We start from the raw sequence: 26,189 nt of genomic DNA on the forward strand, positions 1-26,189 counted from the left end.
GCCCAAGGCGGGGAGGCTCAGCGCATGTCCGGGCCCCGGGCAGTCTAGGCTTTTGCCATGGACTCCCCCGAGATCACCCAGGCCATGGGCGCCCTCCGGCGCCGGCTGGTTCCCGGGACGCGCATCATCCTGGGCATCGCCGGAGCGCCCGGCTCGGGCAAGTCCACCTTCGCGGCATGGATCCGGCAGCAGTTCGGGCCCGGGCAGGCCGTGGTGGTCCCCATGGACGGCTTCCACCTGGGCAACGCCATCATTGACGGCACGCCGCTCCGGCAGCGCAAGGGGGCCATGGACACGTTCGACGCCGGCGGGTACCTTTCGCTGCTGGACCGCCTGGCCCGCCGCGACGAGCCGGTGGTTTACGCACCGGAGTTCCGGCGCACCCTGGATGAACCCGTGGCAGCCTCCATTGCGGTGCCGGCGGAGGTGCCGCTGGTCATCACGGAGGGCAACTACCTGCTGATGGAGCAGGGACCATGGAAAGACATCCGCGCCCGGCTGGACGAGGTGTGGTTCGTGGACACGCCGCCGGCGCTGCGGCTGGGCCGGCTCGTGGAAAGGCATGTCTCGTTCGGGATGGACCGGCAGGCGGCGGAAGCGTGGGCAGCCGGTCCCGACGAAGCCAATGCCGTGCTGATCCAGGCCACCCGGCAGGCGGCGGACCGGGTGATCCCCTGGGATTAGGCCGTGCCGCGATTGTGAATATTTGAACCTGAACAAGAGCAAACGAACAGGAGAACCCATGGCTTCCACAGTTGGACTGGGCGACGGCCTCAACGTCAGCCCCCTCGGCTTCGGCGGAATGGCGCTCACGCCGGTCTACGGGGAGGTGGACCCGGAGGATGCGCTCCGGACGCTGCATCACGCCGTCGACTCCGGTGTCAGCTTCATTGACACCGCGGACATCTATGGCGGGGGCAGCAACGAGGAACTGATCGCCCGGCTGCTGAAGGAGCGGCGGGACGAGGTCCAGCTGGCCACCAAATTCGGGTTGGTGGGTACGCCGGCTGACGGGTACACGGACATCCGCGGCGACGCCGGCTACATCCGCCAGGCCGTGGACCGCAGCCTGCAACGGCTGGGCACGGACGTGATCGACCTCTACTACATGCACCGCCGTGACCTCCGCGTTCCGATTGTGGAAACCGTGGAGGCCATGGCGGAGCTTGTGCAGCAGGGCAAGGTCAAGCACCTGGGGCTGTCTGAAGTGACGGCCCAGGAGTTGGAGGACGCCTCCGCCGTCCACCCCATTGCGGCGGTCCAGAGTGAATGGTCCATCTGGAGCCGCGACGTGGAACGCAACGTTGTTCCTGCCGCGGCCGCCCTGGGAGTGGGTTTTGTACCGTATTCGCCGCTGGGCCGGGGATTCCTCACCGGCACCGTGGACGCCTCGAGCCTGGGCGAGAAGGACTTCCGACGCCGGATCCCCCGTTTCGCCCTGGATGCTGCAAGTGCCAACCAGGCAGTGGTGGACACCGTCCGGTCCGTGGCAGGCCAGCTGGGCGCAACGCCCGCGCAGGTGGCACTCGCCTGGCTGTTTGCCCAAGGCAGGCGGCTGGGCCTGCCGGTCGTCCCCATCCCCGGCACCCGCAAGCGGCACCGGATCGACGAAAACCTGGGCGCGCTGGCCCTGGACCTCGCCCCGGCCCAACTGGACGCTTTGGACCAGGCCTCGGCCGCCGTCGTCGGTTCCCGCTCAGCGGACCCCAACTGGGTGTCCGAGGGCCGTGAATAGACTCAGGCCCATGGACTCACTTCTGTATGACCTGCCCGCCCTGACCATCCGCCGCATTTCAGTCAGCGAAATGGACAACAACGTGTACCTGCTGACAGCCAAAGGCAGCGGCGAGCAGGTGCTGATCGACGCCGCGGACGACCTTCCCGCCATCCAGCAGCTGCTGCAGGACAGCGCCGCTGACGCGTCCGCACCAGCCCGGCTGGCCGTAGTCGCCACCACGCACCAGCACTGGGACCATGTCCGGGCGCTGAAGGAGCTGGTGGCCGCCACCGGGGCTTCGACCGTTGCGGGAACGGACGACGCCGGCGCGTTGCCTGTCGCAGTGGACCGGCCCCTTGGGCACGGGGACACCGTTGCCGTGGACGGCTTTTCGCTCACGGCCGTCCACCTGCGCGGGCACACGCCGGGCTCGACTGCCTTTGTGTATGAAGACCCCGAGGGGCCAACGCACATTTTCTCCGGCGACTCGCTGTTCCCCGGCGGCGTAGGCAACACCCAGAAGGATCCGGAGCGCTTCAGCCAACTGCTGTCCGACGTCACCGAGCGGCTGTTCGGCGCCTACCCGGACTCCGCCGTCGTCCACCCGGGCCACGGCAAGCCGACGACCCTGGGTGCTGAGCGGCCGCACCTTGAGGAGTGGCGCGCCCGCGGCTGGTGAGCACCCCGCCGCTTTCCGCTACCGAATCGGACGGCCGCTCCCGGGATCCCGGGAGCGGCCGTCCGTTTCGGGCGCGAAAGTCCGAAAGGTTAGCGGCTGCGGCGTTCGTTCGACGCCGGAGCCGACGCGCGGCGGGGACCGCTGCGGGCGGGACGGCCGGAGCCGCCGCCGTTGCTTGAGCCGTAGGACCCGCCGGAGGTGCCGCCGGTGTTGGAGGACCAGACGGCTTTGTTGCCGCCGGTGGCCGCACCTGCACCAGCGGAGCGTGAACCGCCACCGCGGGTACCTGCACCGGCACCTGCTGCGGCCCGCTGGCCGGTTGCCGGGCGACCACTGCGCTGGCCACCCGAGGTAGCCGGGCGCACGGTGCCGCCGCGCGGGGCGTCGCTGCGGGTGACGCGTGATTCTGCACGGCCGTCCGAACCGCGGCCGGCCGATGCACGGCCACCTGCTGCGGGGACGTCGTTGCGGTGCGTGGAAGCGGTGACGCGGCCACGGTTGTTGCGCCGTGCCGCTGCCGCCGCAATGGCGCGGTCCTCGTTCTGCTCAGCCACCCGGTCGAATGCTGCGCGGGCTTCGGTGCGGCCTTCGAAGGCTGCGGCCCGGCGCTCGGCGCGGGGAACATCGGTGCGGACGGGCTCGGCCGAAACCTTGCCGCGTCCGCCGCGTCCGCCACGGCCGCCCGTGGTGGGTGCGGCCTGTCGGCGGGCGCGCTTGCGCTCGGCGTTGGCACCGGTGGAGGTACCGCCGCCCTGCTGCGCGGCCTTTTTGGCCAGCAGTGCTGCGCGGGTGCGCGGATCAATCTTGTCGGCCATCTCACCCACGAGTTCTGCAACCAGCGGTGAGTTGGCGGTGACGCGCTCGAAGTTGACCTCGACGCCAGCGGCCTTCATGAGCTTCTTGACGTCGGACTGCTGCTCCGGGAGGGTCAGCGTGACCACGGTGCCGTCGGAGCCGGCACGGGCGGTGCGGCCGGAACGGTGCAGGTATGCCTTGTGCTCGGTGGGCGGATCAACGTGGATGACCAGTTCGACGTCGTCCACGTGAACACCGCGGGCGGCGACGTCGGTGGCCACCAGGACGCGGACGTCACCGTTGGAGAACTCGGCGAGGTTGCGGTCACGGGCGTTCTGCGACAGGTTGCCGTGCAGGTCGACGGCGGGGATGCCGGCGTCGGTCAAGGTCTTGGCCAGCTTGCGGGCGTGGTGCTTTGTCCGCATGAAGAGGACACGGCGGCCGGCGCCGGAGGCCAGCTCCACGATCAGCTGCTTCTTGACGGTCTGGTCGTTGACCACCAGGACGTGGTGCTCCATGGTGGTGACGGCGGCCTGCGGGTCATCCACGGAATGGGTCAGCGGGTTGGACAGGTAGCGCTGGACGATCTTGTCCACACCGTTGTCCAGGGTGGCGGAGAAGAGCAGGCGCTGGCCCTGGCTGGGGGTCATGTCCATGAGCTTCTTCACCACGGGCAGGAAGCCGAGGTCGGCCATGTGGTCCGCTTCGTCCAGCACGGTGATTTCCACGGCCTCAAGGGTGAGGATGCGCTGGCGGATCAGGTCCTCCAGGCGGCCGGGGCAGGCGATGACAATGTCAACGCCGGCACGCAGGGCCTTTTCCTGCCTGGCCTGGGAGATGCCGCCGTAGATCACGGTGGTGTTCAGGCCGGCGGCCTTGGCCAGCGGCTCGATGGTGGCGTTGATCTGGGTGGCCAGTTCGCGGGTGGGTGCAAGGACCAGGCCCATGGGGCGGCCGGGCTTGCGGAAGTACGGGGCTTCGCGCTCGGCGAGCCGGGCCACCAGCGGGATGGCGAAGGCAATGGTCTTGCCGGAGCCGGTACGGCCGCGGCCCAGGACGTCGCGTCCTGCAAGGGTGTCAGGGAGGGTCTTCACCTGGATGGGGAACGGGGTTTCGATTCCCTGGGCGGTGAGGGTGTCAGCAAGGGCTTTGGGCGTGCCGAGGGCAGCAAATGTAGTCAAAGTCAAAGGTCTTTCAGGCGGTATCCGTGCGGATATCGGCCCCCGATGCCGGTTGGCTCAAGGGTTCGCCGAAGAAAATTCAGGTGATCAACCAGCCTGCTGCCGCTTATGCAAAGCGGCGGCCGGGACCAAATGGAACGCGTTCATCGACGCAGGATGTGCCTCTCACATGAAAAAAGCCCAGTCCCTGGATGAAGGAGGACCTTCACACCGGAAAACCTGGGCATCACTGCACATCAAGTTCCACCAGTCTAGCATCCCGGGACCGCTCCCCGTTTCCGCCCCTCCCAACTAGGTAGCGCCAAGTGTCGTTTTGACCCCTGAAAACGACACTTAGCGCTACCTAGTTGGGCGTTGCCTTGGGCCCGGGGCCGGGGCAGGCTTGAGGCATGAGTGAACACGCGGCCCACCGGAATGAAGCGCAGCATCCTGCACCGCAGCAGAAGATGCACGACGCCGGCCCCTCCGGCGGCACGTTCGCCGAGGGCGTGGCAGTACACACCGGAGCCGATGCCGCGACCATCTGGGACGACCGCTACCGCAGCAAACCCCGGCTGTGGAGCGGCAAGCCCAACCCCCAGCTGGTGCGGGAAGCCGGCGGCCTCCGTCCCGGGAAAGCGCTGGACCTCGGCTGCGGCGAAGGAGCTGATGCCATCTGGCTTGCCCGGCAGGGGTGGACAGTCACCGCCGTCGACGTCTCCGCGGTGGCCCTGGACCGGGCACGTTCCCATGAAAAGGCCGAGCTGGCCCGCGAAAGCGTCCATGCCGCGGAGGGCGCCATCGGAAGCCGGATCACCTGGCAGCAGGCTGACCTTGACCAGTGGGATCCCGGGGACTCCTTCGACCTGGTGACATCGCAGTTCCTGCACTCGCAGGAGCTCACCTGGCAGGGCCCGCTCCGCACCGCCGCGGCGGCAGTCAAGCGCGGCGGCACGCTGCTGGTGGTGGGCCACCACCCGGACAGGCTGCCGCCGTGGGGCGGCGGGCACGACCACAGGGGGATGTTCTACACCGGTGACGAGCTCGTCCGGGAGCTGGGACTGGACAGCCCCGAATGGCAGCTGGAGGTCCAGACCAGCCGGGAGCGGCCGGTAACGGGGCCTGACGGCCAGCACGCAACGATCGCCGACGTCGTCCTGCGGGCCACCCGGTTGCCCTGACCCCGCGCCAGGAATCAGGCCTGCCCGGGAGCTCCGTCGAGCGCGCTACGTGCGCGGGCGGCCGGTGACCCGGGGCGCGACGGCGGCCGCGGCTACGGCGAGCACGGCGGCGAGGCCGAAGACCCCGGCGAAGGATTCCGTCGTCGTCGTAAACGCTGCGAAGACGAGGCCCGTCGCAGCGAGGGCCAGCGCCCCGCCCAGCGAGTCCGCGATGGACATGGCGGAGCTGTTGAAGCCCTCGTTTTCCTTGCTGGACAGGGCCAGGGTCATGACACTGAGCCGCGGATACAGCAGCCCCATGCCTCCGCCGGCGAAAATCCAGCCGGCAATCGCGACGGCGGCAGGCCAGTGGAGCGCGGTGGTGGCCAGGGCGAGGATCACCGCCCCGAGGACCATCAGCGCGCCGATGACCGCCGCACGGCGATGGGACAGCCTGGTGCCCAGGCGGCCCTGCACTGCCGCCGCTCCTGCCCAGGCCAGCGCCCCGCCGGTAAGCGTAAGGCCGGCGAAGGTGGGCGAAAAGGCGTACTGCTCGATCAGCAGGTACGGCAGGTAAACCTCGGCCCCGAAGAACGCGGCCGAGGCGAGCCCGCGCACCAGGATCACGCTGGGCAAGCCGCGGCGGGCGGTGAGGGTGCCCCGAGGCACCAGCGGGCGGACGGCCAGCAGGGCAATCACGACGGCGGCGGCCGCCAGGAGTGCCGGAGCGGCGGGAACGCCGGGGACCCGGATCTCCCGTGACAGGTTGAGCCCCAGCACGGCGAACGCCGCCAGGGTTGCCCAGGCCAAACGGCCCAGCGCCCAGGGTGGCGGCGGATGCGACTCCCCGGCCGGTCCGGGAGGGGGTTCCAGTCCCCGGAGCACAGGCGCGATCATCAGCAGGGCGGGGATGACCAGCCCCACGACGCCCAGGAAAACCCAGTGCCAGCTGAAGACCTGCGCAACGATCCCGGCCGCAAAGGGCCCCACCAGGGACGGGACCACCCACGCCGCGGAGAACGCGGCAAAGATCTTGGGGTGCAGGGCGCCGGGATAGATGCGCGCCACCAGCACATACAGCGCCACTGTCAGGGCTCCCCCGCCCAGGCCCTGCACCAGGCGGCCTGCAACCAGCACGGGCATGGACACCGCGGTTCCGGCAATCAGCAGGCCCAGCACAAACAAGGCCGCGGAGGCGTAGAGCGGGGCTGTGGGGCCGCGCCGGTCGGACCAGTTTCCGGCGGCAACCATGCCGATCACCCCTGTTGCCAGCGGGCCGGCAAACGCGAGCGCGTAGAGTCCTGCGCCGTCGAGTTCGCGGCTGACCAGGGGCATGATGGTGGTGACGGCCAGGGATTCGAACGCCGCCAGGAACACCAGGGCGCACGTGCCCACGGTCACCCAGAGGTACGGCCCCCGGAGGATGCCCGCGGCGGGACGGGTGGCTGGAACAACGGAATCCTGCACGGCAGCCCGGCCCCTAACTGACGAACCGGTTGCGGCCGGCGCGGTATCCGAAGATCCCCGCCAGCAGGCCCACCACCAGGAACAGGACACCCGCGGCGGTGAAGGACCCTGTGGCCTGGTGCAGCTGGCCCACCATCAGCGTGCCGGTGGAGCCCAGCCCGTAGCCCACGCCCTGCATCATTCCGGACAGGTGTGCGGCGGTGTGCCCGTCACGGGTCCGCAGCATGATCATGGTCAGCGCCACGGCGGTCAGGCTCCCCTGGCCCAGCCCCAGCAGGCCCGCCCACACCCAGACCAGGTCCAGGGGGCCGAAGATGCTGAGCGCGAAACCTGCCCCGGTCAGGAGGGCCACGGCGGTGTTGATGGCACGCTGGTCCTTCAACCTGGCGGCAAGTGCGGGCGCGAACAACGAGCCGAGCATCTGCAGCACGATGGACATCGAGACGATCAGCCCCGCCGTTGCCCCGTCCACACCCCGTTCCCGGAGGATCGGCGCCAGCCAGGCGAAGACGCTGAAGGACATCATGGCCTGCAGCACCATAAAGATGGTCACCTGCCATGCCACCGGGGAGCGCCACACGTTCACGCCGTCCCGGACGGCCTGGTGCCGGATGCGCGGCTGGCGGAGGGCCACCGGGAGGAACAACAGAAGGACGACGGCGGCAGGCACCGCCCAGGACCACAGCGCCAGGGTCCACTCGCCCGTTGCCGTGTAGACCGGGTAGGTGAAGCCGGCCCCCAACGCCGCCGAGGCGCAGATGGCCGTGGTGTAGAGCCCGCCCATCAGGCCCAGCCGGTGCGGGAAGTCGCGCTTGACCAGCCCGGGCAGCAGCACGTTGCACAGGGCGATGGCCGCCCCGCAGGCCGCTGTCCCGGCCAGGAGCGCGGGCAGGTGGCCGGCGGCCTGCCCGGTTCCCGGCAGGCCGAGTTCAGCGGGACGCAGCAACAGCCCTGCCGTAAGCACCGCCATGGCACCGAGGAGCACGCGCTCGGCACCAAACCGCCTGGCCAGTACGGGGGCCAGGGGTGCGAACACGCCCAGCAGCGTGACGGGCACGGTGGTCAGCACCACCACGGCCCAGCCGGGCAGGGCTGCCTGGGCCGTTACCTCGGGGAAGACTGCGGAGAAGCTGGAAAAGACTGTCCGCAGGTTCAGTCCAATCAGGACCAGGCACAGCCCCAGGTATACGAGCTGCCGGCGGCTGCCAACCTGGGTGGGCCCGGGCGCGGGCGTCTCGTCAACCTCTGCGTCCACCAGCGTCCCTGACTGCCCCTTCACCGCAGGGTCAATTGCCCGGCGGTTCCTTGCCTCGGCGTTGGTCGCTTCCCTCATCCGCCCATTCTTGCAGGATGGGTTGGCTGCCTGGTTATCCACATATGGACCGCGGCACCTTCCGGCGGTTCCGCCCCGGCCCCTACGTTGGAACCCGCAGCAGCCGCAGGTTGCTCAGTGATCACGCAAACGACAGGAGGGTGATGGGCATTCAGCCACCGAACGAGCCACGTGGGCACGGGCTGTCGCAGGCTGGGGAAACCCCGGCTGAGAGTAGGGCGCCCCAAGTCCACGGCAACGTCCGCAAAGCAAACGCCAGCCTGATATTGGCCGGCCTTGCCCTTGCCAGCATGACCATTACGGCGCCGCTGGCCATGTTTGCCATGCTTGCCACGTATCCGTCCAACGGCCCCTCAGAGACGCCCTGGCTGGTGCCTCTAGTCTTCTTCAGCCTGCCCCTCCTCTTTTCGCTGCCGTCCCTGGCACTGTCCGTCCCCATCGTGTACGGCCAACCGCAGTCATCGCCCGGGCGGCGGCGGGCTGCTGGTGCACTGTGCATCGGCGGCTTAGTGGTTGCCTTGGCCGCCGGGCCTGCGCTGGACCAGTTGGGGAAACTGTGAGCAGCGCATTGGCCGTGCGCCGCTATTCTGGAAGTGATGAGCGAATCCCCAGAAAACCCCCAGCAGCCGCATGTCCCGAGGCCCGTCACGCCGGGGACGCAGGCTTCCTTCGGCACGTACGGCGGCCGGCCGGTCAGCTTCGTCCGCCGCGGCACGCGCCTGCAGGGCCGCCGGCAGGCAGCCTGGGAGGAGCATGCGGAACGGTGGGCAGTGGACGTCCCCCGCCACATTGCAAACACCTCGGTCCACCCCGACTACACGTTCGACGCCGAAGCCGAGTTCGGCCGCAAGGCTCCCCTCATAGTGGAGATCGGCTCGGGCCTGGGCGACGCCGTGTGCCACGCCGCCGAGCAGAACCCGGACACCGACTTCCTGGCAGTCGAGGTCTACACCCCGGGCCTGGCCAACACCATCATCAAGATCAACAGCCGCGGCCTCAGCAATGTCCGGGTGGTGGAGGCCAACGCCCCCGAGGTCCTGGCCACGATGCTCCCGGCGGGCTCCGTCAGCGAACTCTGGGTCTTTTTTCCCGATCCGTGGCACAAGTCCCGGCACCACAAGCGCCGCCTCATCCAACCGGAGTTTGCGGACCTCGCGGCCCGTGCCCTGAAGCCGGGCGGCCTGTGGCGGATCGCCACCGACTGGTCCAACTACGCCGTCCACGTCCGGGATGTCCTGGCAAGTTCCAAGGACTTTGAAAACCTGCACACCGGCGAGCGCCGCGGGCCCGAAAGCCCCCTCACGCAGGTGTGGCAGTCGGGCGTCGAGTCCGTCGTTGGCGGAGCACCGGTCCGGGAGGGCCGCGCCCCCGTCAGCACCGAGCACACCGGACCCAACGAAGGAATCGACGAAACCGGAGGCTGGGCGCCCCGGTTCGAAGGAAGGATCCGGACCAGCTTCGAGGCCAAGGCCCACGAGGCCGGGCGTCTGATCTTCGATCTCTGCTACCGCCGGCTGTAGGACCTTCCTGCAGCCGCCGCAGCCGGCGTCAGGCCACGCTGCTGCCGCCACTCCCGCCGGCCGCCAGGGCCCGGCCACTGTTCCGCACCGCCTTCGCGTGGCACGATTGCCCTGTGTGCAGGGGGCGCACGCCAGCTCAGCGGATGCACAAAGGAACAGCCATCAAAAAGGAAATGAAGCAGGCCGTCGACGCGGCGGAGAACGTGACCAACTCCCGGACGCTGGAACTGCTGGCGAGGGCAGGGTTCGCGGCGAGCGGCATCCTGCACCTGCTGGTCGGCGCAATCGCCATCCGGTTGGCGTTTGGAGGTACGGGGAACGCTGATTTCAGCGGCGCGGTGGCCGAGCTCGCCACCCAGCCCGCGGGACCATTCCTCCTGTGGGCAAGCTTCGCGGCCTGCGCGGGGCTGGCACTGTGGCAGGTCAGCGATGCGATCTTTGACTACAACCGCCTGCCCACCAAGGAAAAAGCCGGAAAGAAGGCCAAGGCGGGCGCCCAGGCGCTCGTCTTCACCGGACTCGCGTTGACGCTCATGTCCTTCGCCCTGGGAACAGGGTCCGGCGCGGACAACCAAAAGTCCGCCACCGACCTCACCCTCACCCTGATGAAGGCTCCCGGCGGTGTGGCCCTGCTGGTCCTGCTGGGCGCCGCCATCGCCGTCACCGGAGTCATCTACGGCATCCGCGGCCTCAGGAAATCCTTCGAAAAGCACCTGGTCATGCCGGCTGCCCCGCCAGCCCGGACTGCCGTTACGGTGCTTGGCGTCGCGGGGTACGTGGCCAAGGGCACGGTGCTGCTGCTGACGGGACTGCTGATCGCAGTCGCCACCATCCAGGCCCATCCGGAGGACTCCACAGGGCTCGACGGCGGGCTCCGCGCCCTCCGTGACCAGCCCTTCGGCGTCTACCTCCTGGCCGCGGTGGGGGCAGGCCTGATCTGTTACGGCGTGTTCATGATGGTGCGCGCCAAGCTGGGCAAATTGAACCACTAGCCTGTTTTGGCGGTTCCACGGGGCTGGCGCTACCCCAAGGGTGGTGCTTCCCCACGGGCCGGCACCTCAGGGCACGGTGATCACGGCCACGGCGCGTTCGGTGGCATCGCGCAGTTCAACGCTTGAGATGCTCCCCAGCTGAAGCGGCGTGGCCCCGGTGACCTTGACCCTGCCGCTGGGAGTCGCCGTCCAGGCGCACGCCCGGTCCTCACCGCCATCACGGTCCCGTACCCACAGGGACAGCGTCCCCTCGGCCGGGAGGCTGCTGCCGTTCACGGCAAGCTCGGTTCCCCAGGTCTTCCGGGCGAGGTCGACCCTGAACTGGAGGCCGCCGCCGGACTGTACCGAGTAGGTGGCGTCCGGCTGCGGGGGCCGGACCAGGAGGGGACCGCCCGCCAGGCCCAGGGCAAGGCAGGCGGCGGCTGCGGCGGCTGCCAGCGCCGTCCACCGCCGTCGTAATGTCCGACGGCGGTGCGCCAGTTTGCGCAGCAGCGGCGCCGGATCGGGGGACGGCACCGGATCCGGCAGCCTCCCGGGCACAGCCGTGAGCGCCACTGCGTCCGGCACGGGGAGGGCGTCGAGCAGCACGGGAATCTTCTCCAGGCCGGCAAGTTCGTCGCGGCACTTCCCGCACTCCTGCAGGTGGGCCTCGAACGTTTCGAGGTCCTTGGCGTCGAGGCCGCCCAGGAGGTAAGCGCCCAGCAGCTGGTGCGGTTCCGCGGTGTTCACCGTTCCACGCCCATCTCGTCCAGGATGGTGCGCAGCGCCCGCACGGCGTAATAGGCGCGGGACTTGACCGTTCCGCTGGGGATGTTGAGCTGGACCGCGGCCTCGTTCACGGTGAAGCGCCGGTAGTGCAGGGCCACCAGGACGTCCCGGTGTTCCTTGCTCAGCCGGACCAGGGCCTCCTCGACCAGCACGCGGTTGAGGAGCTCGTCCACTCTTTCCATGACGACGGCGGGCTCGGTAACGTCGCCTTCCAGCATCTCGGCGGGGCGGCGCTGCGCCCTGCGGTAGTTGTCGATAATGATGTTCCGGGCCGTCCGGTACAGGTAGCTGCGGAGGCTCCCGGTGATTTCAGGCGTTTGCTGCCAGACGCGCAACACGGTTTCCTGGACCACGTCCTCCGCGAGCTGCGGGTCGCGGGAAATGCCCAGCACAAAGCGGCGCAGGGCAGCGCCGTGGTCGCGGTAGATGGACTTCACCACGTCCTCGTCAAGCGGCATGCCGTCCCTCCTGCCGGGTTCTTCGCACAGTTCTTTATACGCCCGTAAAGACGCCATGGGACGGCGGAAGGTTCAATGCGCAGGCGGGGTGAACCAAAGCCCGTCCCGGTGCGTCGTAGGGGTTAGCGTCCGGTGATCCGACGCCGGGCCCAGCCAAGGAGCAAACCATGAAACACACCTTAGCCGCAGGCCTCGCCGCGCTGGCCCTTTCCGCTGCGCTGGCTGCCTGCGGCGGCAGCACCGGCACAGCACCGGCCACCACCAGTCCGGCGGCCAGTCCCGCGGCCACTGCGGGATCACCCGCAGCCACTGCAACCGCCAGCACCGCCGCCGACCTCAAGACGGCCTCTACAACCGCCGGGACCATCGTTGTGGACGCCAAGGGCATGAGCGTCTACTTCTTCACGAAGGATTCAAAGGATTCCGGCACCAGCGCCTGCACGGACGCCTGCCTTGCAGCGTGGCCGCCGGTCACCACCACCTCGGAACGGCCGTCCGCGGACGGCGTCAGCGGGACGCTGGGCACCATCGCGACGCCGGACGGGAAGAAGCAGGTAACCCTGGAGGGACTGCCGCTGTACTACTTCGCCAAGGACGCCAAGCCCGGCGACATCCTGGGCCAGGGCGTCAACAATGTCTGGTATCTGGCCAGCCCGTCAGGCGCCATGATCAAGGCAGGTGGTGCAGCGTATTGAGAGCCGTGCTTTAGGGCACCGGGACGGTGGGCAGTGTCCGGGGCAGCGGGATGTCCGACGGCCCGGGGACGGGGACCGGCGGACGGCTGAGGCCGTCCGCGAGGTCCTCCGGAACGGCGGTGGGCAGCGTGCCGGCTGCCGGGACGTCGGCGGGCTTGCCCGGCACGGCCTGGCCGGGAGCGGTTGCCGGGGCTGTGGGCTCTTCGGAAGGCACAGCCGGGACTCCGCCGGCCGGCACGGAATCCGGGGCGGGGGCTGGTACGGCCGGGGCTGTTGCCGGGCCTTCTGGATTCGCCGGGAGGGGCGCAGCGGGTTCCTCGGCCCGGTTGCCGGCAGGTGCTCCCCCGGAACCGGTCACGAATGACGTGATGCTGTGGCCCAAGTGGGTAAAAGACTCGCGGATCCCCTGGTCCGACGCCGCGGCAACAGCGCCGCCGGCACTCAGCGAAACTGCCACGGACAGCGCGGTGAGCGCGAGGCGCCGCTTGGCCCTGCGGCGCGCCGCCAGCTCATCCGCACGAGGGACATCCTCCACGGTTGCGGTCTGGTGAAGGGCCGCTGCCCCGGCCGGCGCCATCAGCGCAGCGACCGCGGCGGAGGGCTCGGGCGCGGCGTCAGCGAGCTCACGGAGCTCCAGCAGCGCGGGGCGGAGCCGGGCGTCGTCGTCCATGCCTGCCTCCAGGAGCAGCTGGTTTACGAACGCGTCGCTGCGGGATGCTGCGGTGTCACTCATGATTCGCCTGGTTTCTTTGAAGCGTCTGTGCCTTGAGGTTGTGCAGGGCCCTGCGCTGGAGCTGTTTGACGGCTCCGGTGCTTTTGCCCATGATGTCCGCTACCTGTTCTATGGACAGGTCGGCCACTACGCGGAGGGCCAGTACTTCCTGGTGTTCCTCGCTGAGTCCGTCCAGCATTGCAGCGGCGCCGCCTTGAAGTTCAACGGCGTGTTCTTCCGCCGACGGCGTGGTCCTGGCGTCCTGCGCGGGATCGTAGGGGCTCAGCTGGGGCCTGCGCTCCAGCCGGCGGTAATAATCAACCATCCGCGCGTGTGCAATGGAAAAGAGCAGAGACTTGGCGCCTTGGAGCCCGCCGGTGAGAGCGCCGATTTTCGGGTAGAAGGCAAGGAACACGTCCTGCGTCACCGCCTCCGGATCATCCACCCCGCGCGCCCGGAGGTACCCCTGGACGGGGCCGGCGAAGGACCGGTAGGCAGCACCGAACAGCACCGCCGGATCTGTTCCGGCCGTACTCTCGAGTATGTCGGTCTCTTCTTGGGCCAAAGTGCTTAGCACCAGCGGCTCCTCCATCCCGGGGCGCGGCTCACGCCTGTCCCGGTCTCCGGTTCGGACTGCCAGTCTCCATGGTGTGTTGCGTGCCGTCATTCGGCATCTGGTCCGGGGCACGTTGCGGCACGTGCGGCTGGCGTTCGTGCAGTCCCGGACTGCCGTACTGCGGGAACGGAGCCACTGCCGTTCCCGCAGTACAGACTACCGACTGGCGGCTAGCGGACCGAAACGGAGGGGGTGTCCACTACGCTGCCGGCCTCGGCGGGGACAGCCGGAACGGCGGGAACGGCAGGTTCGCCGTCGACACCGGGAACGGCGGGAACGGCCGGAACAGCAGGCGCCTCGGGAAGTTCAACATCAACAGCTGCAGACCCTGTGGCGGCGGCGCCGGCTTCGGCGGCGGCGTCAGCCTCGGCAACGACGTCGGCGCAGAAGCTTTCGATGTTTGCCTCGCCTTCAGCGGCGATCACCAGCGAGGAGAAGCCCTCGGAGGAAGCGTTCAGGCCGCCGTTGGTGAAGGCGGTGCACAGGCCGAAGGCTGCGGCACCGGCTGCATCAACGGCCGTGTTGGCACCAGCGGAGGCAGAGGCCTTGGCGGAGACGTTTTCGTCGGTGACGGTGGCGCCGCCTTCGGCCGCAGCGTCGGCGTCTGCATCTGCATCTGCGGAAGCGTCGGCGTCAGCAGCAGCGTCAGCGGCCGCCTCGGCAGTTGCCTGCGCGTCGCCTGCTGCTTCTGCTGCCAGCTTCGGGGCCGGGGCGCCGAAAAGGTCGTGGGCGGTCTGCTGCGCCTCGGCGGGGAGGACACCGGAAACGGCGGCGGCGCCGGTTCCGCCGACGGCAATGGTGCCTGCTGCCAGGACTCCGGCGGCTACTTTGCTGGTGGCAAGAACGGTGAACAACGACATAAGAGACTCCAGAAACTAGACAACACGTTTGGTTCGGGCCCGGCGGGCGGACCCATCACCTCCTACATCGCAGGGGAAGGCGGAAAGGTTACGGAGGGCCAAAAGTTTTTTTCACGCCCTGCTGCAGGAGGCCGCACCGGCTGCCGGACGGCCGGGACCGGCGGCGCTACGATCGACCCATGCCTACGGATCCGGAACCCACAAAGAAGGCCAGCACCTGGCAAACAATGGTGGACAACAATAAGGCGCTGCTTCTGCGGAAGACAGGCAAAGACACCGCGCACTGGGCAGGTCAGGCCCGCGCGGCCGGCATCAAGGACGACGACGGGCTCCGCACCTGGATGCGGGACGGCTTCGGGGTGACGGGTTACGCCCGGTATGCGGTGTCATGGGAAATGTTCGGCTACCCGGAGTTCATGCTCCGGGACGCCGATGAGCTGCTCGACGGCCAGTACGCCGGCCACCCCCGGCTGCGGCCCATCGCGGACGCCATCCTGGGCTGGGCGTCCGCCACCGAAGGCGTGCAGATCCAGATGCGGAAGGGCTACGTTTCACTGCACAGCCCGCGGCGCAAGTTTGCCCAGGTTACCCGCACCACCAATACGGCAGTGGATGTGACCCTCCGGCTCGACGGCCCTGCTGAAGGCAGGATCGAGGCAGCCAGGACCCGGGCGGACGATCCCTTCACCCGGAAGGTGCGCCTGACATCCGTGGACCAGGTGGATGAGGATCTGCTGGACATCCTCGTGACCGCCCTGCAGCAGAACCGCTGACAGGCCAAGGGCACGGGACCCGGGCGCGCCTGGAGTACGGCGGCCCGGGCCGTCAATGCCCGGCCGCTAACGCTCCTAGGCGTTGGCCATCTCGGTGTCGGCCTCTTCGAACTCCACCGCGGCCACGATCTCCCGGGTTTCCGGGTTGATCATGTAGGCCTCGTCCTCTTCCTCGACCATGAGGAAGTCGCCGTGATCGGTGGAGAAGTGCCACGCCAGGACGCGCTCGCCGTCGTGGACGTAGTTGGGGTCGCCCATGGTGATCTTGAGGAGCTCATACCCCGCAACGCTGCAGAGCTCGCGGATGATGAGCTCAAAGTCGGGAGCCTCCTCCAGCGCTTCGGCTTCGGCCTGGGCCTTGCGCTCGGGCAGGTCGGTGATCATTGACGCCAGGCGCTCAATGTACGCGCCGACCTCTTCGTCGTCGAGCACCAGCAGTTCCGCCTGGCCGCGCAGCCAGGCAGCGTTAAGCGCGGTGATGTTTTCGCTCTCCAGCAGCTCCTCGAACTCGCCGTCGAGCTCCTCCATCCGGAGGACGCCCTCGGGAGTGTCCTGCGTGTCATCCAGGCCGCCGTCGAGGTAGTTCTCCTCGTCCTCTTCGGAAAGGTCGTCGAACGCCTCAACTGCCCTGTTGAAGAGGTCAAGGTGGGCGGCGGCGCCCATGCCCGCCATGCCTTCGCGGATCAGCGTGTCAGTTTCGGACCTGTCGACGGCGGTGAACACGTACTGCGCGAAACCGCCCTCCAGCGCCTGGGTGAGGTAGAAGTCCACGTAGTAGCTGCGGACGGCCACGGGTGACATCTCTTCGGTCCGGAGCAGGGCGGTGTGCATGGCATCCACGATGCTCACGTTGGCCTCTACGACGTCCTCGTCGCTTGAGTCGATGCTGCTGCTGGTCAGGACGACGGGCTGCTGGCTGGTGATCATGGAAATCCTCACTGCTGTTGACGGGTGGTGCAGGGTACGTTTTCACGCTACGTCGGGCGGGCCGACGTGTTGCTGAGGAAGAAATGAACGTCGGGCGAAGTTTCCGGGTCGGCGAAGTTTCCGGCGCCGGGACAGCCGGCGAAGGGCGGGAGCCGCGGGAACGGCGGCACGCCACGCCCGGCCGGCGAACTAAGATGGATCAGATAACCACCCACCGGCCGCGGCCCGCCGCGGCCTGCTGAAAGTAGCGCGCACCATTCCATCCCAACCGGACGAAAGTACGGCACTGGCAATACAAACCCCCGCCATCAACGACCGTTCCCTGGCGGCCGGGCTGGCGTATGCCATGGGCAGCCGCGTCTCGGGCATTTCGTTCGACGCCGCCACCGGGCTCATGCTGGGCAAGGTCCGCGGCGGGGCGGACGTGCCCTACTCCACCACTGCCAAGCTGGTCCGCAAGGCAGGCGGCTGGAGCTGCACCGTGGGCGTGTGCAGCTGCCCGGTCCGCAAGGACTGCAAGCACGTGGCCGCGCTGCTCTTCGCCGCCGAGGACAACCCCGCCATCCGCGTGCAGCTGCTGGCGCCGTCAACGTCCACACAGCTGTCCCGCAGCCCGTCCGCTCCCGCCCTGTCCGACTGGGAGCAGGCGCTCAGCCCGCTGATCTCGCAGGGAACCGCACCTCCCAGCACGGGTGTTCCGCTGGCGCTGCAATTCGAGATCGAAGAACCCGCCCCGCACTTCTCCTACACAGGCCGGCGGGACCCGCTCCGCAGCGTGCGCCAGCTCAAGGCCCGGCCGGTGATCATGGGCGCCAAGGGCAAGTGGATCCGCGGCGACGTCTCCTGGACCACCCTGAACTACCTGAACTTCCGGCGCGAGTGCAACCCGGCGCATGTGGAGTGGATGCAGGAGTTCCTGGCCGGCCATTCCGCCGCCGCCGGCCGGACGTACAACCCCTCCGGCTTCTGGCTCGGCCTGAACTCCTACGCCGGCAAGAACCTGTGGAGCCTGCTGGCAGACGCCCGCAAGATCGGCCTCACCCTGGTGCACTCGCGCGGCACTGAACCTGTGCGGCTCGCCGAAGCCCCTGCCGCCGTCGGCCTTAACCTCGGCCGCTACGGCTCCCCCGGCACCGGACCCTCCGCCGCCGGGGCAGGTTCCCAAGGCACAACAGCTGCCGACGGCGGGCTGGAACTGGCGCCCGCCATCACCGTGGAGGGGGCCGAGGTTGATCCGGCGTCCGTGGGCACCATCGGCCGGCCCGCCCACGGGATCTTCTTCACCGCCGGAGAAGCGTCGTTGCCCGGCGTGCCCGACCCCGACGGGATCATCACCCTTGCACCGCTGGAAAGCGGCCTGAGCGAGGAGCTGCTCGCGTTCGTGACGGCCGGCAGCACCCTGCACATTCCGGCCAAGGACGAATCGCGCTTTCTGACCGGCTTCTATCCGAAGCTGAAGCAGACTGCCCGGGTCACTGCCAGGGACGAATCCGTCGAGCTGCCGGCGCTCGCAGTCCCCACCCTGTCCCTGCTGGCAAACTACGGCGCGGACCACCGCGTGCGGCTGCACTGGGAGTGGCACTACAAGAGCGGAAACCTCGTCACGGCCCAGCCCCTCTGGCGCCACCCCGGCGACCACGGCTACCGCGACGACACCGCCGAGGCCCGCATCCTGGAAGGCATCGGCCAGCCGTGGGACATGGTGCCGGCGCTGGGCGAGTCCGCCACCGGCGGCTGGGGCACCCCCCGGCTCGCGGCCTCCGCCGAACTGACGGGCCTGGACACCCTGGCCTTCACCGAGGAGGTCCTGCCGCGCCTGCGCGAAGCCCCGGACGTCGAGGTGGACACCGTGGGCGACATCGCCGACTACCGCGAGGCCGAGGAAGCTCCGGTGGTGTCCATCTCCACCAAGGCCACCGAGCAGCGCGACTGGTTCGACCTTGGCATCCAGATCTCGCTGGAAGGCCAGCCGGTGTCCTTCGCCGCGGTGTTCTCCGCCCTGGCCGCCGGGCAGACCAAGATGCTGCTGCCCAGCGGCGCCTACTTCTCCCTGGACCTGCCCGAGCTGCACCAGCTTCGCGCGCTCATCGAGGAAGCCCGCTCGCTGCAGGACAACAAGGATGCGCCGCTGCAGATCAGCCGCTTCCAGGCCGGCCTGTGGGATGAACTGGCCCAGCTGGGTGTCGTGGACGAACAGGCGGCCGCGTGGCGGTCCGCGGTGGGGGGCCTGCTCGAAGGCGGCATGGACGGCCTCCCGCTCCCCGCCACCCTCAACGCGGAGCTGCGCCCGTACCAGCTGGAAGGCTTCAACTGGCTCACCTTCCTGTACCGGCACAGCCTGGGCGGCATCCTCGCGGATGACATGGGCCTCGGCAAGACCGTGCAGGCGCTGGCCCTGATGTGCGCCGCCAAGGAGCTGGCGCTGGCGGCGGCAGAGGGTCCAGTGTCCGACGCCGGCGCTCGTCCCAGCGGTGACAGCCTCACCGGCGCCATCGCTTCAGCCGGCCAGCCCGACGCCGGCGCTCCCTTTTTGGTGGTTGCCCCCACCAGCGTGGTGGGCAACTGGGCCGCGGAGGCGGCGCGCTTTGCGCCCGGCCTGAAGGTGCATGCCGTCAGCGAGACGTTCGGAAAGAGCGGGCAGGACGCCGCGGAGGTCCTGGCCGGGGCGGACATCGTGATCACGTCCTACGCCCTGTTCCGGATCGATTACGAGTCCTATGCCTCCCGCACATGGTCCGGCCTGGTGCTGGACGAGGCGCAGTTCGTGAAGAACCACCAGTCCAAGGCGTACCAGTGCGCCCGCAAACTGCCGGCGGCGTTCAAGCTGGCCATCACGGGCACGCCCCTGGAAAACAATCTCATGGAGTTCTGGGCCCTGACATCGATTGTTGCGCCGGGGCTCTTTTCCAGCCCCAAGCGCTTCGCGGAGTACTACCAGAAGCCGGTGGAAAAGAACGGTGACAAGGCGCAGCTGGACAAGCTCCGCCGCCGGGTCCGCCCGCTCATGATGCGCCGCACCAAGGACCAGGTGATCAAGGACCTGCCGCCCAAGCAGGAGCAGATCCTGGAAGTGGTGCTCAACCCGCGCCACCAGAAGGTGTACCAGACCCACCTGCAGCGCGAGCGGCAGAAGATCCTGGGGCTGATCGAGGACGTGAACAAGAACCGGTTCACCATCTTCCAGTCGCTGACCCTGCTGCGCCAGCTCAGCCTGGACGCCTCGCTGATCGACCCGTCGCTCTCGGGCGTGCGCTCCAGCAAGCTGGACGTGCTGTTCGAGCAGCTGGAGGACCTGGTGGCGGAAGGCCACCGCGCCCTCATTTTCAGCCAGTTCACCGGCTTCCTGGGCAAGGTGCGGGAGCGGCTGGACGAGGAAAAGATCGAGTATTGCTACCTCGACGGCAGCACCCGCAACCGCGCGGACGTGGTCAACGAGTTCAAGAACGGCAGCGCTCCGGTGTTCCTGATTTCGCTGAAGGCCGGCGGGTTCGGGCTCAACCTCACGGAGGCGGACTATGTGTTCCTGCTGGACCCCTGGTGGAACCCGGCCTCGGAGGCGCAGGCCGTGGACCGGACCCACCGGATCGGGCAGGCCCGGAACGTGATGGTCTACCGGCTCGTGGCGAAGGACACCATCGAGGAAAAGGTCATGGCCCTGAAGGCCCGCAAGTCGCAGCTGTTTTCCGATGTCATGGAAGGCGACGCCCTTGCCGGCGGAGCCATCACTGCCGAAGACCTGGCCGGGCTGTTCAAGGAGTAGCGGCGAAGGCGGGGCTTTGTGCCCTACGTCCGCTTCGGGGAGGCGCCGTAACCTGAAACCGGCAGAGCGGCCGGGGCGCCTGCCGGCTTCATGGAGGCGAATAGTGAAATCGGCAAACACAAGCATCATTACCGGCGTCATCCTGATAGCGGTCGGTGTGCTGTTGCTGCTGGACCTCCTCGACGTGATCGAGAGCGCGGCCTATGTGCCGATAGTGATCTTCGCCGCTGTTGGGGCTGTATTCGTGTCGCTCTTCATTCGCGGCCGGGAGTTCTGGTGGGCGGCGATCCCCGGATCGGTGTTCCTGGGCCTGGCCGCGGTTGTCGCCGCCACCCAGCTCACCGGCGGCGGCGCGGGAGCGGCCTTCCTGTTCCTGTTCATGGCAGCCGGATTTGCCGCGGTCTACCTTCGCCAGCCGGACAACTGGTGGGCCGTTATCCCGGGCGGAGTGATGTTCACGCTGGCACTCGTCGTGGCACTCCCGCCGCAGGTGCAGGGCATGCCCACCGCCGCCGTCCTGTTCCTGGGCCTGGCTGCCACCTTTGGCGTGCTGTCCCTCGTTCCGGTCCCGGCGGCCGGCCAGGCCGGGCGGATGAAGTGGCCCTTGATTCCCGCCGCCGTCCTTGCAGTGCTTGGGGTGATCTTCGCGCTGCAGTCCACGGTGCTGCTCCTCGCCGCGGACTTCGTGGTGGTTGCCGTCATGATCCTGGCGGGCACTGCCTTGCTGGTCTACGCCTTCCGGGCACGCCATGGCGGACAGGACAAGGCACACGGTTAACACCGGCCCGGGCATGACAAAGGGCCAGTCCTCGGAACTATAAGCCAGCTGCTGCTGGCACCGGTCCGGAGGTTGGCCCCCTGCCTGACTCGTGATCCGGATGGCATGCACCCGGACTTCCTGGGAATCCCTACACGCGCTGCGGAGAGCCCAGCTCCACCGGATCCTCATCCGTAAGGTATGCGAGCTCGGAGTGTGCTGCGAGGTCGATGCCGCGCATCTCGTCCTCGGGATTGATCCGCAGGCCAATCGTCTTGTCCAGGATCTTTGCGAGGATCCAGGTGATGCCGAACGAGTAAACGAGCACCGTGACAGTGGCGAGGGCCTGGACGCCGAGCAGTTCCACGCCGCCGCCATAGAAGAGTCCGCTGACCCCGTTCGGGGCAGCATCGGTGGCGAAGAGGCCGATCAGGAGCGTGCCCAGGATGCCGCCCACAAGGTGGACGCCCACAACGTCGAGCGAGTCGTCGTAGCCGAGGCGGTACTTCAGTTCAATGGCCAGCGAGCATACGGCCCCGGCGATCGCCCCGATGGCCAGCGCGCCCAGCGGGCTTACCGCGCCACAGGCGGGGGTGATGGCCACGAGCGCCGAGATCAGGCCGGACGCTGCGCCCATGCTGGTGGCTGCCCCGCGGCGGAGCCGTTCCACCAGGGACCAGGCCAGGAGGCCGGCCGAGGCAGCTACGGCGGTGTTGAGGAGAACCACCGACGCCGACTGGCCGGCGGACAGCGCGGAGCCGGCGTTGAAGCCGAACCAGCCCACCCAGAGGAGGCCGGCGCCAACCAGTACCAGCGGGCGGCTGTGCGGCTTGGCGTGCTCCACTTTCGGCCAGCCGGAGCTCTTGCCGAGCACCAGGGCCAGGGCCAGTGCTGCCGCGCCGGCGTTCATGTGCACGGCGGTGCCGCCGGCGAAGTCGATGGCCTTGATCCCGCTGGCGATCCAGCCGCCGGTCACGCTGCCATCCGCCGAAGTGAAGGCGAAGACCCAGTGCGCGATAGGGAAATAGACGATCGTGGCCCAGATGCCGGCAAACAGCATCCAGGCGCCGAACTTCATGCGGCCCGCTGCGGCGCCTGCCACCAGCGCCGTGGTGACGCAGGCGAAGAACAGCTGGAAGGCAGCAAACAGGATGACCGGGATGGACGCCTCCTCATCCGCGGCCAGCAGCTGCCCCATGCCGGGGAATTCGGTGACGTCACCGATCAGCCCCAGCCCCCCAACCGAGTTGCCGAAAGCCATCGAGTACCCGAACAGTGCCCAGAGGACAGCCACCAGGCTGGCGCCGCCGAAACACATCATCATCATGTTGAGAATGCGGCGCGACCCCACCATGCCCCCGTAGAACAGGGCGAGGGCGGGGATCATCATGCAGACCAGCGCCGAGCTGGCCAGTATCCAAGCGACATTTCCCGAATCCATGGGAAACCCCTTTCAAGATGCGAAGAGAGAACGGTAAGTTGCCGTCAGAGCCGCTCCGTGGAGGCACTCCGGGGGAGGGACGCGGATGGAGAGACCACGTTCAGCGGAGGGGCGGCTGTTGCCGTCTGGTTCCAACTGTATGGCGGCTATTTCGGGGTGGGTTTCCGGCGTGTTAAATGATCGTTTCGGTCATCCGCCAGCGAGTTTCAGGCGTCCCTCTGAGCGCAGGGTCCTCCCCCAGGGCCGCCGTGACGGTTTGCTGCGGCACGGGAGACGTGCGGTAGCGCCGCAACCGGGTCGCGATCACTCGTGCGAGTGTTCCGGCGACCTCATTGCGGGCCTGGCCGCCCATGTCGGCCATCATAGGTGGCAGGCCGCGACGGCTCTGCGGCTAAGCTGGGGAAAACCGCCACTGCACTGCATGCACGGGCACGGCAGCGAGGACCCCGGTGCAATGGTCGCGGAAGGAAGAGGGAATGGCGCGAGCGACAGTCCAGGACGTCGCCAAAACGGCAGGAGTGTCGGTCGGGACAGTTTCACGGGTCCTTAACGGCAGCCCGGCAGTCAGCGCTGCGAGCAAGGAAAAGGTCAAGGGTGCCATCCGCGAGCTCAACTACCGGCCGCTGGCTTCTGCCCGCGACCTGCGCCGCGACCGCACCATGCGCCTGCTGGCCCTCGCCAAGAGCCTCGACTCCCCTGTCATCAGCGAAGCCTTCCGTGGCTTCGGGGACGCCGCGGCACTGTCCGGCTATGTCAGCCTCATCGCACCCACCTCGGGGGACCTCGAGCGGGAACAGCAGCTGGTGGACATGCTGCGCAACGGCTCGGTGGACGGCCTGATCCTCTTTTCGCCCACCATGCCGGACGCCGATGTTGAGGCACTGGCAGGGCAACTGAGCGTTGTCCAGGTCTGCGAGATCGTCGATTCCGAGGCGGCATTCGGTGTTTCCATCGACGACCGGCGGGCCGCCGTGGACATCACCCGGCACCTCCTGGCAACGGGCAGCCGGCGCCTGGCGATGATCGGCAACAGGGCGGCACGCTCCGGCCGGCTGCGGGAGGAAGGATTCCTCGCTGCCGTCCGGGAGGCGGGTCTGCAGCCGGAGCACCTGTTGTTCGCTGAGGGCGAGTTCGGTTTCCATGCCGGGCGCCGCCTCACCAGGGAACTCCTGCTGCTGGACCCGCTGCCCGATGCCGTCTTCTGCGGCAGCGATACTGTGGCCGCCGGATGCGTCCGCGAGATTACCGACGCCGGCCTGCGGGTTCCGGACGACATCGCCGTGGCAGGTTTCGACGATTCCGTCCAGGCGGAAATGTGCGTCCCTGAACTGACCACCATCAGGCAGCCCGCCTACGAGATGGGCCGGGTGGCCTTTGAAGCGCTGTTCGCACGCATGACTGAGCCAGGCGAACACCGCCGAGGCCGCACCTTCCTCCCCCACGAGCTCGTGGTCCGCGATTCCACTAAGGGCTAGCACCAGGGGTTGACAGTCCTCGACGGCGGCTGCAAGACTTTTGGAATCGATTCCAAACCTGCGGCAGCCTTCAGTGGCGCAACAGGTTGGAATCGATTCCAAACGGCTTCACAGAGCCCCCTCCGCCACCAACCAGTTAAGGAAGCACCCCTTTGATCAACGAGCAGCAGCCGCCAGTGCAGCCCGCCGCCCTTCCCGAAGAAGCACCGGCAGAAGCGTTGCGGGTGGGCGTGGTAGGCATCGGCTGGGCCGGCCAGCAGCACCTGAAGGCCTACCACGCCCTTGACGGCGTCAGCATCGTTTCGCTTGCCGGCATGGAGCAGGAACTCCGCGACTCCCTGCAGGCCGAATACGCCATTCCGAACGCCTTCGCGGACTGGAAGGACATGCTGGACCACGGCGGACTGGACGCCGTCAGCGTGGCAGTGCCAACCTTCCTGCACGCCCCCATCACCATCGCCGCCCTGGAACGGGGAATCCACGTCCTGAGCGAGAAGCCCATCGCCCGCAACGCCGTCGAAGGCCAAGCCATGGTTGACGCTGCCCGCAGAGCCGGGCGCGTCCTGGACGTCGCCTTCAACCACCGCCGCCGCGGCGACATCCAGGCGCTGAAGGGCGTCATCGATGCGGGCGGGCTCGGCCGGCCGTACTACGCCAAGGCATCCTGGCTGCGCCGCTCCGGCATCCCCACCCTGGGCAGTTGGTTCACCAACCCGGAGCTTGCCGGCGGCGGACCGCTGGCGGACATCGGCGTCCACGCCCTGGATTACGCCCTGCACCTGCTGGGCGAACCGAAAGTGGTGGCCGTCTCGGCGGCCACCCATTCGGAACTGGGACCACAGGGGCGGGGCGGCGGCAGCGCCTACTCCGCCCTGGCATCCAGCCACGCCTTCGACGTGGAGGACCTCGCCTCGGCGTTCCTCCGGCTCGAGGGCGGCGGAACCCTGGTGATCGAGGCGAGCTGGGCCACGTACCGGGAGACGGACGACCTCCTGGACTTCACGATTTACGGAACGGACGGCGGCGCGGAGCTCAAGGTGCAGGGCGCGCCTTTCCCGCCCGTGGGCCAGCTGCGGGTGTTCACGGACAAGGACGGCGAAAGCGCCGATTACGTCCCGCCGGTACTGCCGGGCCGCGCCCATGATGCAGTGGTGGAGGACTTCGTCACGGCAGTCCGGGGCGGCGAGGCAGTCTGGGGCGGGCATGACGGCTCCCTGGCGCTCTACCGGGCACAGATCATCGACGCGTGCTACCAGTCAGCGCTGGAGCAGAGGGAGGTTCGGCTCTAATGAACGGCAAACTGAAGATCCGGGTATGGAACGAGGGCGTCCACGAGGCCATCAACGAGCCGCCCCACATCGGGGAGATCTACCCTGACGGCATCCACGGTGCCATCGCCGCCGGGCTCCGTTCCTTCTACCCGGAGGCAGAGATTACGACGGCGGTCCTCGCCACGGACGATGAGCACGGCCTCGACGAGGAGGTGCTCGCGGAGACGGACGTCCTGCTGTGGTGGGGACACATGGCCCATCATGAGGTGAGCGACGCCGTCGTCGAACGCGTCCACCGGCACGTCCTCGGCGGCATGGGCCTGATCGTGCTCCACTCGGGGCACTTCGCCAAGGTGTTCACCAGGCTGCTGGGCACCAGCTGCTCGCTCGCCTGGCGGAACGACGGCGAGCGCGAGCTCGTGTGGACCGTGAAGCCCTCGCACCCCATCGCTGAGGGCGTGGACAGCCCCATCGTCATCCCCGAACAGGAGATGTACGGCGAGCTGTTCGATATCCCGGAGCCGGACGACCTCATCTTCATCAGCTCCTTCGCGGGCGGCGAGGTGTTCCGTTCCGGCGTCACCTTCACCCGGGGCAAGGGCCGCATCTTCTATTTCAGCCCCGGCGACCAGGAATACCCGGTGTACCACCACCCGCAGGTCCAGCGGGTCCTGGCCAACGGCGTCAAGTGGGCGGCCCAGCCCGGCCTGCACCGCTCGGCCCCAGGGGTCACCAACCCCGCCCGGGACTGGTTCAGCTAGGGATGGCTGCAGCCGGCCTCCGGCATGGCAACCCTGGCGACAGCAGCTGCGGGTTTCCCATAGCCGGGGCCGGTTCCAGCGGGTACAACTGA

24 protein-coding genes are annotated in these 26,189 nt (G+C 68.3%); 14 read left to right on the top strand and 10 right to left on the bottom strand.

Annotated features, from left to right (window positions below; genetic code table 11):
* Positions 1-57: 57 nt before the first annotated feature.
* From SMD14_RS18480 to SMD14_RS18490, 3 genes are read left to right on the top strand one after another with little or no spacing between them, the layout of a single operon-like run.
* Positions 58-684, top strand: coding sequence for a nucleoside/nucleotide kinase family protein (locus SMD14_RS18480; RefSeq protein WP_321214617.1), 627 nt, complete (start codon positions 58-60; stop codon positions 682-684).
* Positions 685-742: 58 nt separating this feature from the next.
* The gene (locus SMD14_RS18485; protein ID WP_321214618.1) at positions 743-1,735 is read left to right on the top strand and encodes an aldo/keto reductase; all 993 of its coding nucleotides are present in this window, start codon (positions 743-745) and stop codon (positions 1,733-1,735) included.
* 10 nt (positions 1,736-1,745) lie between these two features.
* A complete protein-coding gene (locus tag SMD14_RS18490) occupies positions 1,746-2,396 on the top strand; it encodes an MBL fold metallo-hydrolase (protein ID WP_321214619.1) in 651 nt (216 codons plus the stop codon).
* 89 nt (positions 2,397-2,485) lie between these two features.
* Here SMD14_RS18490 and SMD14_RS18495 read toward each other — a convergent pair whose 3' ends face one another.
* Positions 2,486-4,372 carry a DEAD/DEAH box helicase gene (locus SMD14_RS18495; RefSeq protein WP_321214620.1) on the bottom strand — a complete coding sequence of 629 codons (1,887 nt, stop codon included), beginning with the start codon at positions 4,370-4,372 and terminating at the stop codon, positions 2,486-2,488.
* 389 nt (positions 4,373-4,761) lie between these two features.
* Between SMD14_RS18495 and SMD14_RS18500 the strand changes: the two genes are divergently transcribed.
* A complete protein-coding gene (locus SMD14_RS18500; RefSeq protein ID WP_321214621.1) occupies positions 4,762-5,532 on the top strand; it encodes a class I SAM-dependent methyltransferase in 771 nt (256 codons plus the stop codon).
* Between the two features lie 45 nt (positions 5,533-5,577).
* On the opposite strand, the gene SMD14_RS18505 is transcribed toward SMD14_RS18500, so the two are convergent.
* Together SMD14_RS18505 and SMD14_RS18510 are read right to left on the bottom strand one after the other, a co-directional pair.
* The gene (locus SMD14_RS18505; protein ID WP_321214622.1) at positions 5,578-6,978 is read right to left on the bottom strand and encodes an MFS transporter; all 1,401 of its coding nucleotides are present in this window, start codon (positions 6,976-6,978) and stop codon (positions 5,578-5,580) included.
* A 13-nt stretch (positions 6,979-6,991) separates the two neighbouring features.
* Positions 6,992-8,311, bottom strand: coding sequence for an MFS transporter (locus tag SMD14_RS18510; protein ID WP_321214623.1), 1,320 nt, complete (start codon positions 8,309-8,311; stop codon positions 6,992-6,994).
* Between the two features lie 290 nt (positions 8,312-8,601).
* On the opposite strand from SMD14_RS18510, the gene SMD14_RS18515 reads away from it, so the two are divergent.
* From SMD14_RS18515 to SMD14_RS18525, 3 genes are all read left to right on the top strand, one after another.
* Complete coding sequence (locus tag SMD14_RS18515) at positions 8,602-8,871, top strand: hypothetical protein (RefSeq protein ID WP_321214624.1); 270 nt, start codon at positions 8,602-8,604, stop codon at positions 8,869-8,871.
* 36 nt (positions 8,872-8,907) lie between these two features.
* Positions 8,908-9,831 (top strand): tRNA (guanosine(46)-N7)-methyltransferase TrmB, encoded by a 924-nt coding sequence (gene trmB / locus SMD14_RS18520; RefSeq protein ID WP_321214625.1) that lies wholly within the window; start codon positions 8,908-8,910, stop codon positions 9,829-9,831.
* A gap of 143 nt (positions 9,832-9,974) precedes the next feature.
* Positions 9,975-10,823, top strand: a complete 849-nt coding sequence (locus tag SMD14_RS18525) for a DUF1206 domain-containing protein (protein ID WP_321214626.1) — start codon at positions 9,975-9,977, stop codon at positions 10,821-10,823.
* A gap of 66 nt (positions 10,824-10,889) precedes the next feature.
* On the opposite strand, the gene SMD14_RS18530 is transcribed toward SMD14_RS18525, so the two are convergent.
* Positions 10,890-11,552, bottom strand: a complete 663-nt coding sequence (locus SMD14_RS18530) for a zf-HC2 domain-containing protein (RefSeq protein ID WP_321214627.1) — start codon at positions 11,550-11,552, stop codon at positions 10,890-10,892.
* Entirely contained in the window at positions 11,549-12,049 is a 501-nt protein-coding gene (locus SMD14_RS18535; protein WP_157240595.1) for a sigma-70 family RNA polymerase sigma factor, read from the bottom strand. Before SMD14_RS18535 ends, SMD14_RS18530 begins: the two co-directional genes overlap by 4 nt.
* A 167-nt stretch (positions 12,050-12,216) precedes the next feature.
* On the opposite strand from SMD14_RS18535, the gene SMD14_RS18540 reads away from it, so the two are divergent.
* Entirely contained in the window at positions 12,217-12,744 is a 528-nt protein-coding gene (locus tag SMD14_RS18540) for a hypothetical protein (protein ID WP_321214628.1), read from the top strand.
* A gap of 10 nt (positions 12,745-12,754) precedes the next feature.
* Here the strand turns inward: SMD14_RS18540 and SMD14_RS18545 are convergent, their stop codons facing one another.
* From SMD14_RS18545 to SMD14_RS18555, 3 genes are all read right to left on the bottom strand, one after another.
* The gene (locus SMD14_RS18545) at positions 12,755-13,477 is read right to left on the bottom strand and encodes a hypothetical protein (protein ID WP_321214629.1); all 723 of its coding nucleotides are present in this window, start codon (positions 13,475-13,477) and stop codon (positions 12,755-12,757) included.
* Positions 13,470-14,048: an RNA polymerase sigma factor gene (locus tag SMD14_RS18550; protein ID WP_157240589.1), complete on the bottom strand. Its 579-nt coding sequence runs from the start codon at positions 14,046-14,048 to the stop codon at positions 13,470-13,472. The genes SMD14_RS18545 and SMD14_RS18550 overlap by 8 nt, the downstream gene beginning before the upstream one ends.
* A gap of 194 nt (positions 14,049-14,242) precedes the next feature.
* Positions 14,243-14,932 (bottom strand): protein tyrosine phosphatase, encoded by a 690-nt coding sequence (locus SMD14_RS18555; RefSeq protein ID WP_321214630.1) that lies wholly within the window; start codon positions 14,930-14,932, stop codon positions 14,243-14,245.
* Positions 14,933-15,111: 179 nt separating this feature from the next.
* Between SMD14_RS18555 and SMD14_RS18560 the strand changes: the two genes are divergently transcribed.
* Positions 15,112-15,705 (top strand): DUF5655 domain-containing protein, encoded by a 594-nt coding sequence (locus tag SMD14_RS18560; protein WP_321214631.1) that lies wholly within the window; start codon positions 15,112-15,114, stop codon positions 15,703-15,705.
* 75 nt (positions 15,706-15,780) lie between these two features.
* Here the strand turns inward: SMD14_RS18560 and SMD14_RS18565 are convergent, their stop codons facing one another.
* On the bottom strand, positions 15,781-16,632 hold the full coding sequence (locus SMD14_RS18565) for a hypothetical protein (protein WP_157240583.1): 852 nt from the start codon (positions 16,630-16,632) through the stop codon (positions 15,781-15,783).
* 256 nt (positions 16,633-16,888) lie between these two features.
* On the opposite strand from SMD14_RS18565, the gene SMD14_RS18570 reads away from it, so the two are divergent.
* Together SMD14_RS18570 and SMD14_RS18575 are read left to right on the top strand one after the other, a co-directional pair.
* On the top strand, positions 16,889-20,392 hold the full coding sequence (locus SMD14_RS18570; protein ID WP_321216306.1) for a DEAD/DEAH box helicase: 3,504 nt from the start codon (positions 16,889-16,891) through the stop codon (positions 20,390-20,392).
* Positions 20,393-20,495: 103 nt separating this feature from the next.
* Entirely contained in the window at positions 20,496-21,170 is a 675-nt protein-coding gene (locus SMD14_RS18575; RefSeq protein WP_321214632.1) for a hypothetical protein, read from the top strand.
* A 130-nt stretch (positions 21,171-21,300) separates the two neighbouring features.
* On the opposite strand, the gene SMD14_RS18580 is transcribed toward SMD14_RS18575, so the two are convergent.
* Complete coding sequence (locus SMD14_RS18580; RefSeq protein ID WP_157240579.1) at positions 21,301-22,590, bottom strand: ammonium transporter; 1,290 nt, start codon at positions 22,588-22,590, stop codon at positions 21,301-21,303.
* A 476-nt stretch (positions 22,591-23,066) separates the two neighbouring features.
* Here SMD14_RS18580 and SMD14_RS18585 point away from each other — a divergent pair, with 476 nt between their 5' ends.
* The 3 genes from SMD14_RS18585 (at position 23,067) to SMD14_RS18595 (ending at position 26,097) form a co-directional block, all read left to right on the top strand.
* Positions 23,067-24,065, top strand: coding sequence for a LacI family DNA-binding transcriptional regulator (locus tag SMD14_RS18585; RefSeq protein WP_157240577.1), 999 nt, complete (start codon positions 23,067-23,069; stop codon positions 24,063-24,065).
* A gap of 152 nt (positions 24,066-24,217) precedes the next feature.
* Positions 24,218-25,354 (top strand): Gfo/Idh/MocA family protein, encoded by a 1,137-nt coding sequence (locus SMD14_RS18590; RefSeq protein ID WP_409339693.1) that lies wholly within the window; start codon positions 24,218-24,220, stop codon positions 25,352-25,354.
* Entirely contained in the window at positions 25,354-26,097 is a 744-nt protein-coding gene (locus SMD14_RS18595) for a ThuA domain-containing protein (protein WP_157240573.1), read from the top strand. Before SMD14_RS18590 ends, SMD14_RS18595 begins: the two co-directional genes overlap by 1 nt.
* Positions 26,098-26,189: the final 92 nt, after the last annotated feature.

Source organism: Pseudarthrobacter oxydans, assembly GCF_034258515.1.
Taxonomy (GTDB): domain Bacteria; phylum Actinomycetota; class Actinomycetes; order Actinomycetales; family Micrococcaceae; genus Arthrobacter.

Coding starts and splice junctions, on each gene's coding strand:
- SMD14_RS18480 (WP_321214617.1), top strand. CDS start 58: ATGGACTCCCCCGAGATCACCCAGGCCATGGGCGCCCTCCGGCGCCGG.
- SMD14_RS18485 (WP_321214618.1), top strand. CDS start 743: ATGGCTTCCACAGTTGGACTGGGCGACGGCCTCAACGTCAGCCCCCTC.
- SMD14_RS18490 (WP_321214619.1), top strand. CDS start 1,746: ATGGACTCACTTCTGTATGACCTGCCCGCCCTGACCATCCGCCGCATT.
- SMD14_RS18500 (WP_321214621.1), top strand. CDS start 4,762: ATGAGTGAACACGCGGCCCACCGGAATGAAGCGCAGCATCCTGCACCG.
- SMD14_RS18510 (WP_321214623.1), bottom strand. CDS start 8,311: ATGAGGGAAGCGACCAACGCCGAGGCAAGGAACCGCCGGGCAATTGAC.
- SMD14_RS18515 (WP_321214624.1), top strand. CDS start 8,602: ATGACCATTACGGCGCCGCTGGCCATGTTTGCCATGCTTGCCACGTAT.
- trmB (WP_321214625.1), top strand. CDS start 8,908: ATGAGCGAATCCCCAGAAAACCCCCAGCAGCCGCATGTCCCGAGGCCC.
- SMD14_RS18525 (WP_321214626.1), top strand. CDS start 9,975: ATGCACAAAGGAACAGCCATCAAAAAGGAAATGAAGCAGGCCGTCGAC.
- SMD14_RS18535 (WP_157240595.1), bottom strand. CDS start 12,049: ATGCCGCTTGACGAGGACGTGGTGAAGTCCATCTACCGCGACCACGGC.
- SMD14_RS18540 (WP_321214628.1), top strand. CDS start 12,217: ATGAAACACACCTTAGCCGCAGGCCTCGCCGCGCTGGCCCTTTCCGCT.
- SMD14_RS18545 (WP_321214629.1), bottom strand. CDS start 13,477: ATGAGTGACACCGCAGCATCCCGCAGCGACGCGTTCGTAAACCAGCTG.
- SMD14_RS18550 (WP_157240589.1), bottom strand. CDS start 14,048: ATGGAGGAGCCGCTGGTGCTAAGCACTTTGGCCCAAGAAGAGACCGAC.
- SMD14_RS18555 (WP_321214630.1), bottom strand. CDS start 14,932: ATGTCGTTGTTCACCGTTCTTGCCACCAGCAAAGTAGCCGCCGGAGTC.
- SMD14_RS18560 (WP_321214631.1), top strand. CDS start 15,112: ATGCCTACGGATCCGGAACCCACAAAGAAGGCCAGCACCTGGCAAACA.
- SMD14_RS18565 (WP_157240583.1), bottom strand. CDS start 16,632: ATGATCACCAGCCAGCAGCCCGTCGTCCTGACCAGCAGCAGCATCGAC.
- SMD14_RS18580 (WP_157240579.1), bottom strand. CDS start 22,590: ATGGATTCGGGAAATGTCGCTTGGATACTGGCCAGCTCGGCGCTGGTC.
- SMD14_RS18585 (WP_157240577.1), top strand. CDS start 23,067: ATGGCGCGAGCGACAGTCCAGGACGTCGCCAAAACGGCAGGAGTGTCG.
- SMD14_RS18595 (WP_157240573.1), top strand. CDS start 25,354: ATGAACGGCAAACTGAAGATCCGGGTATGGAACGAGGGCGTCCACGAG.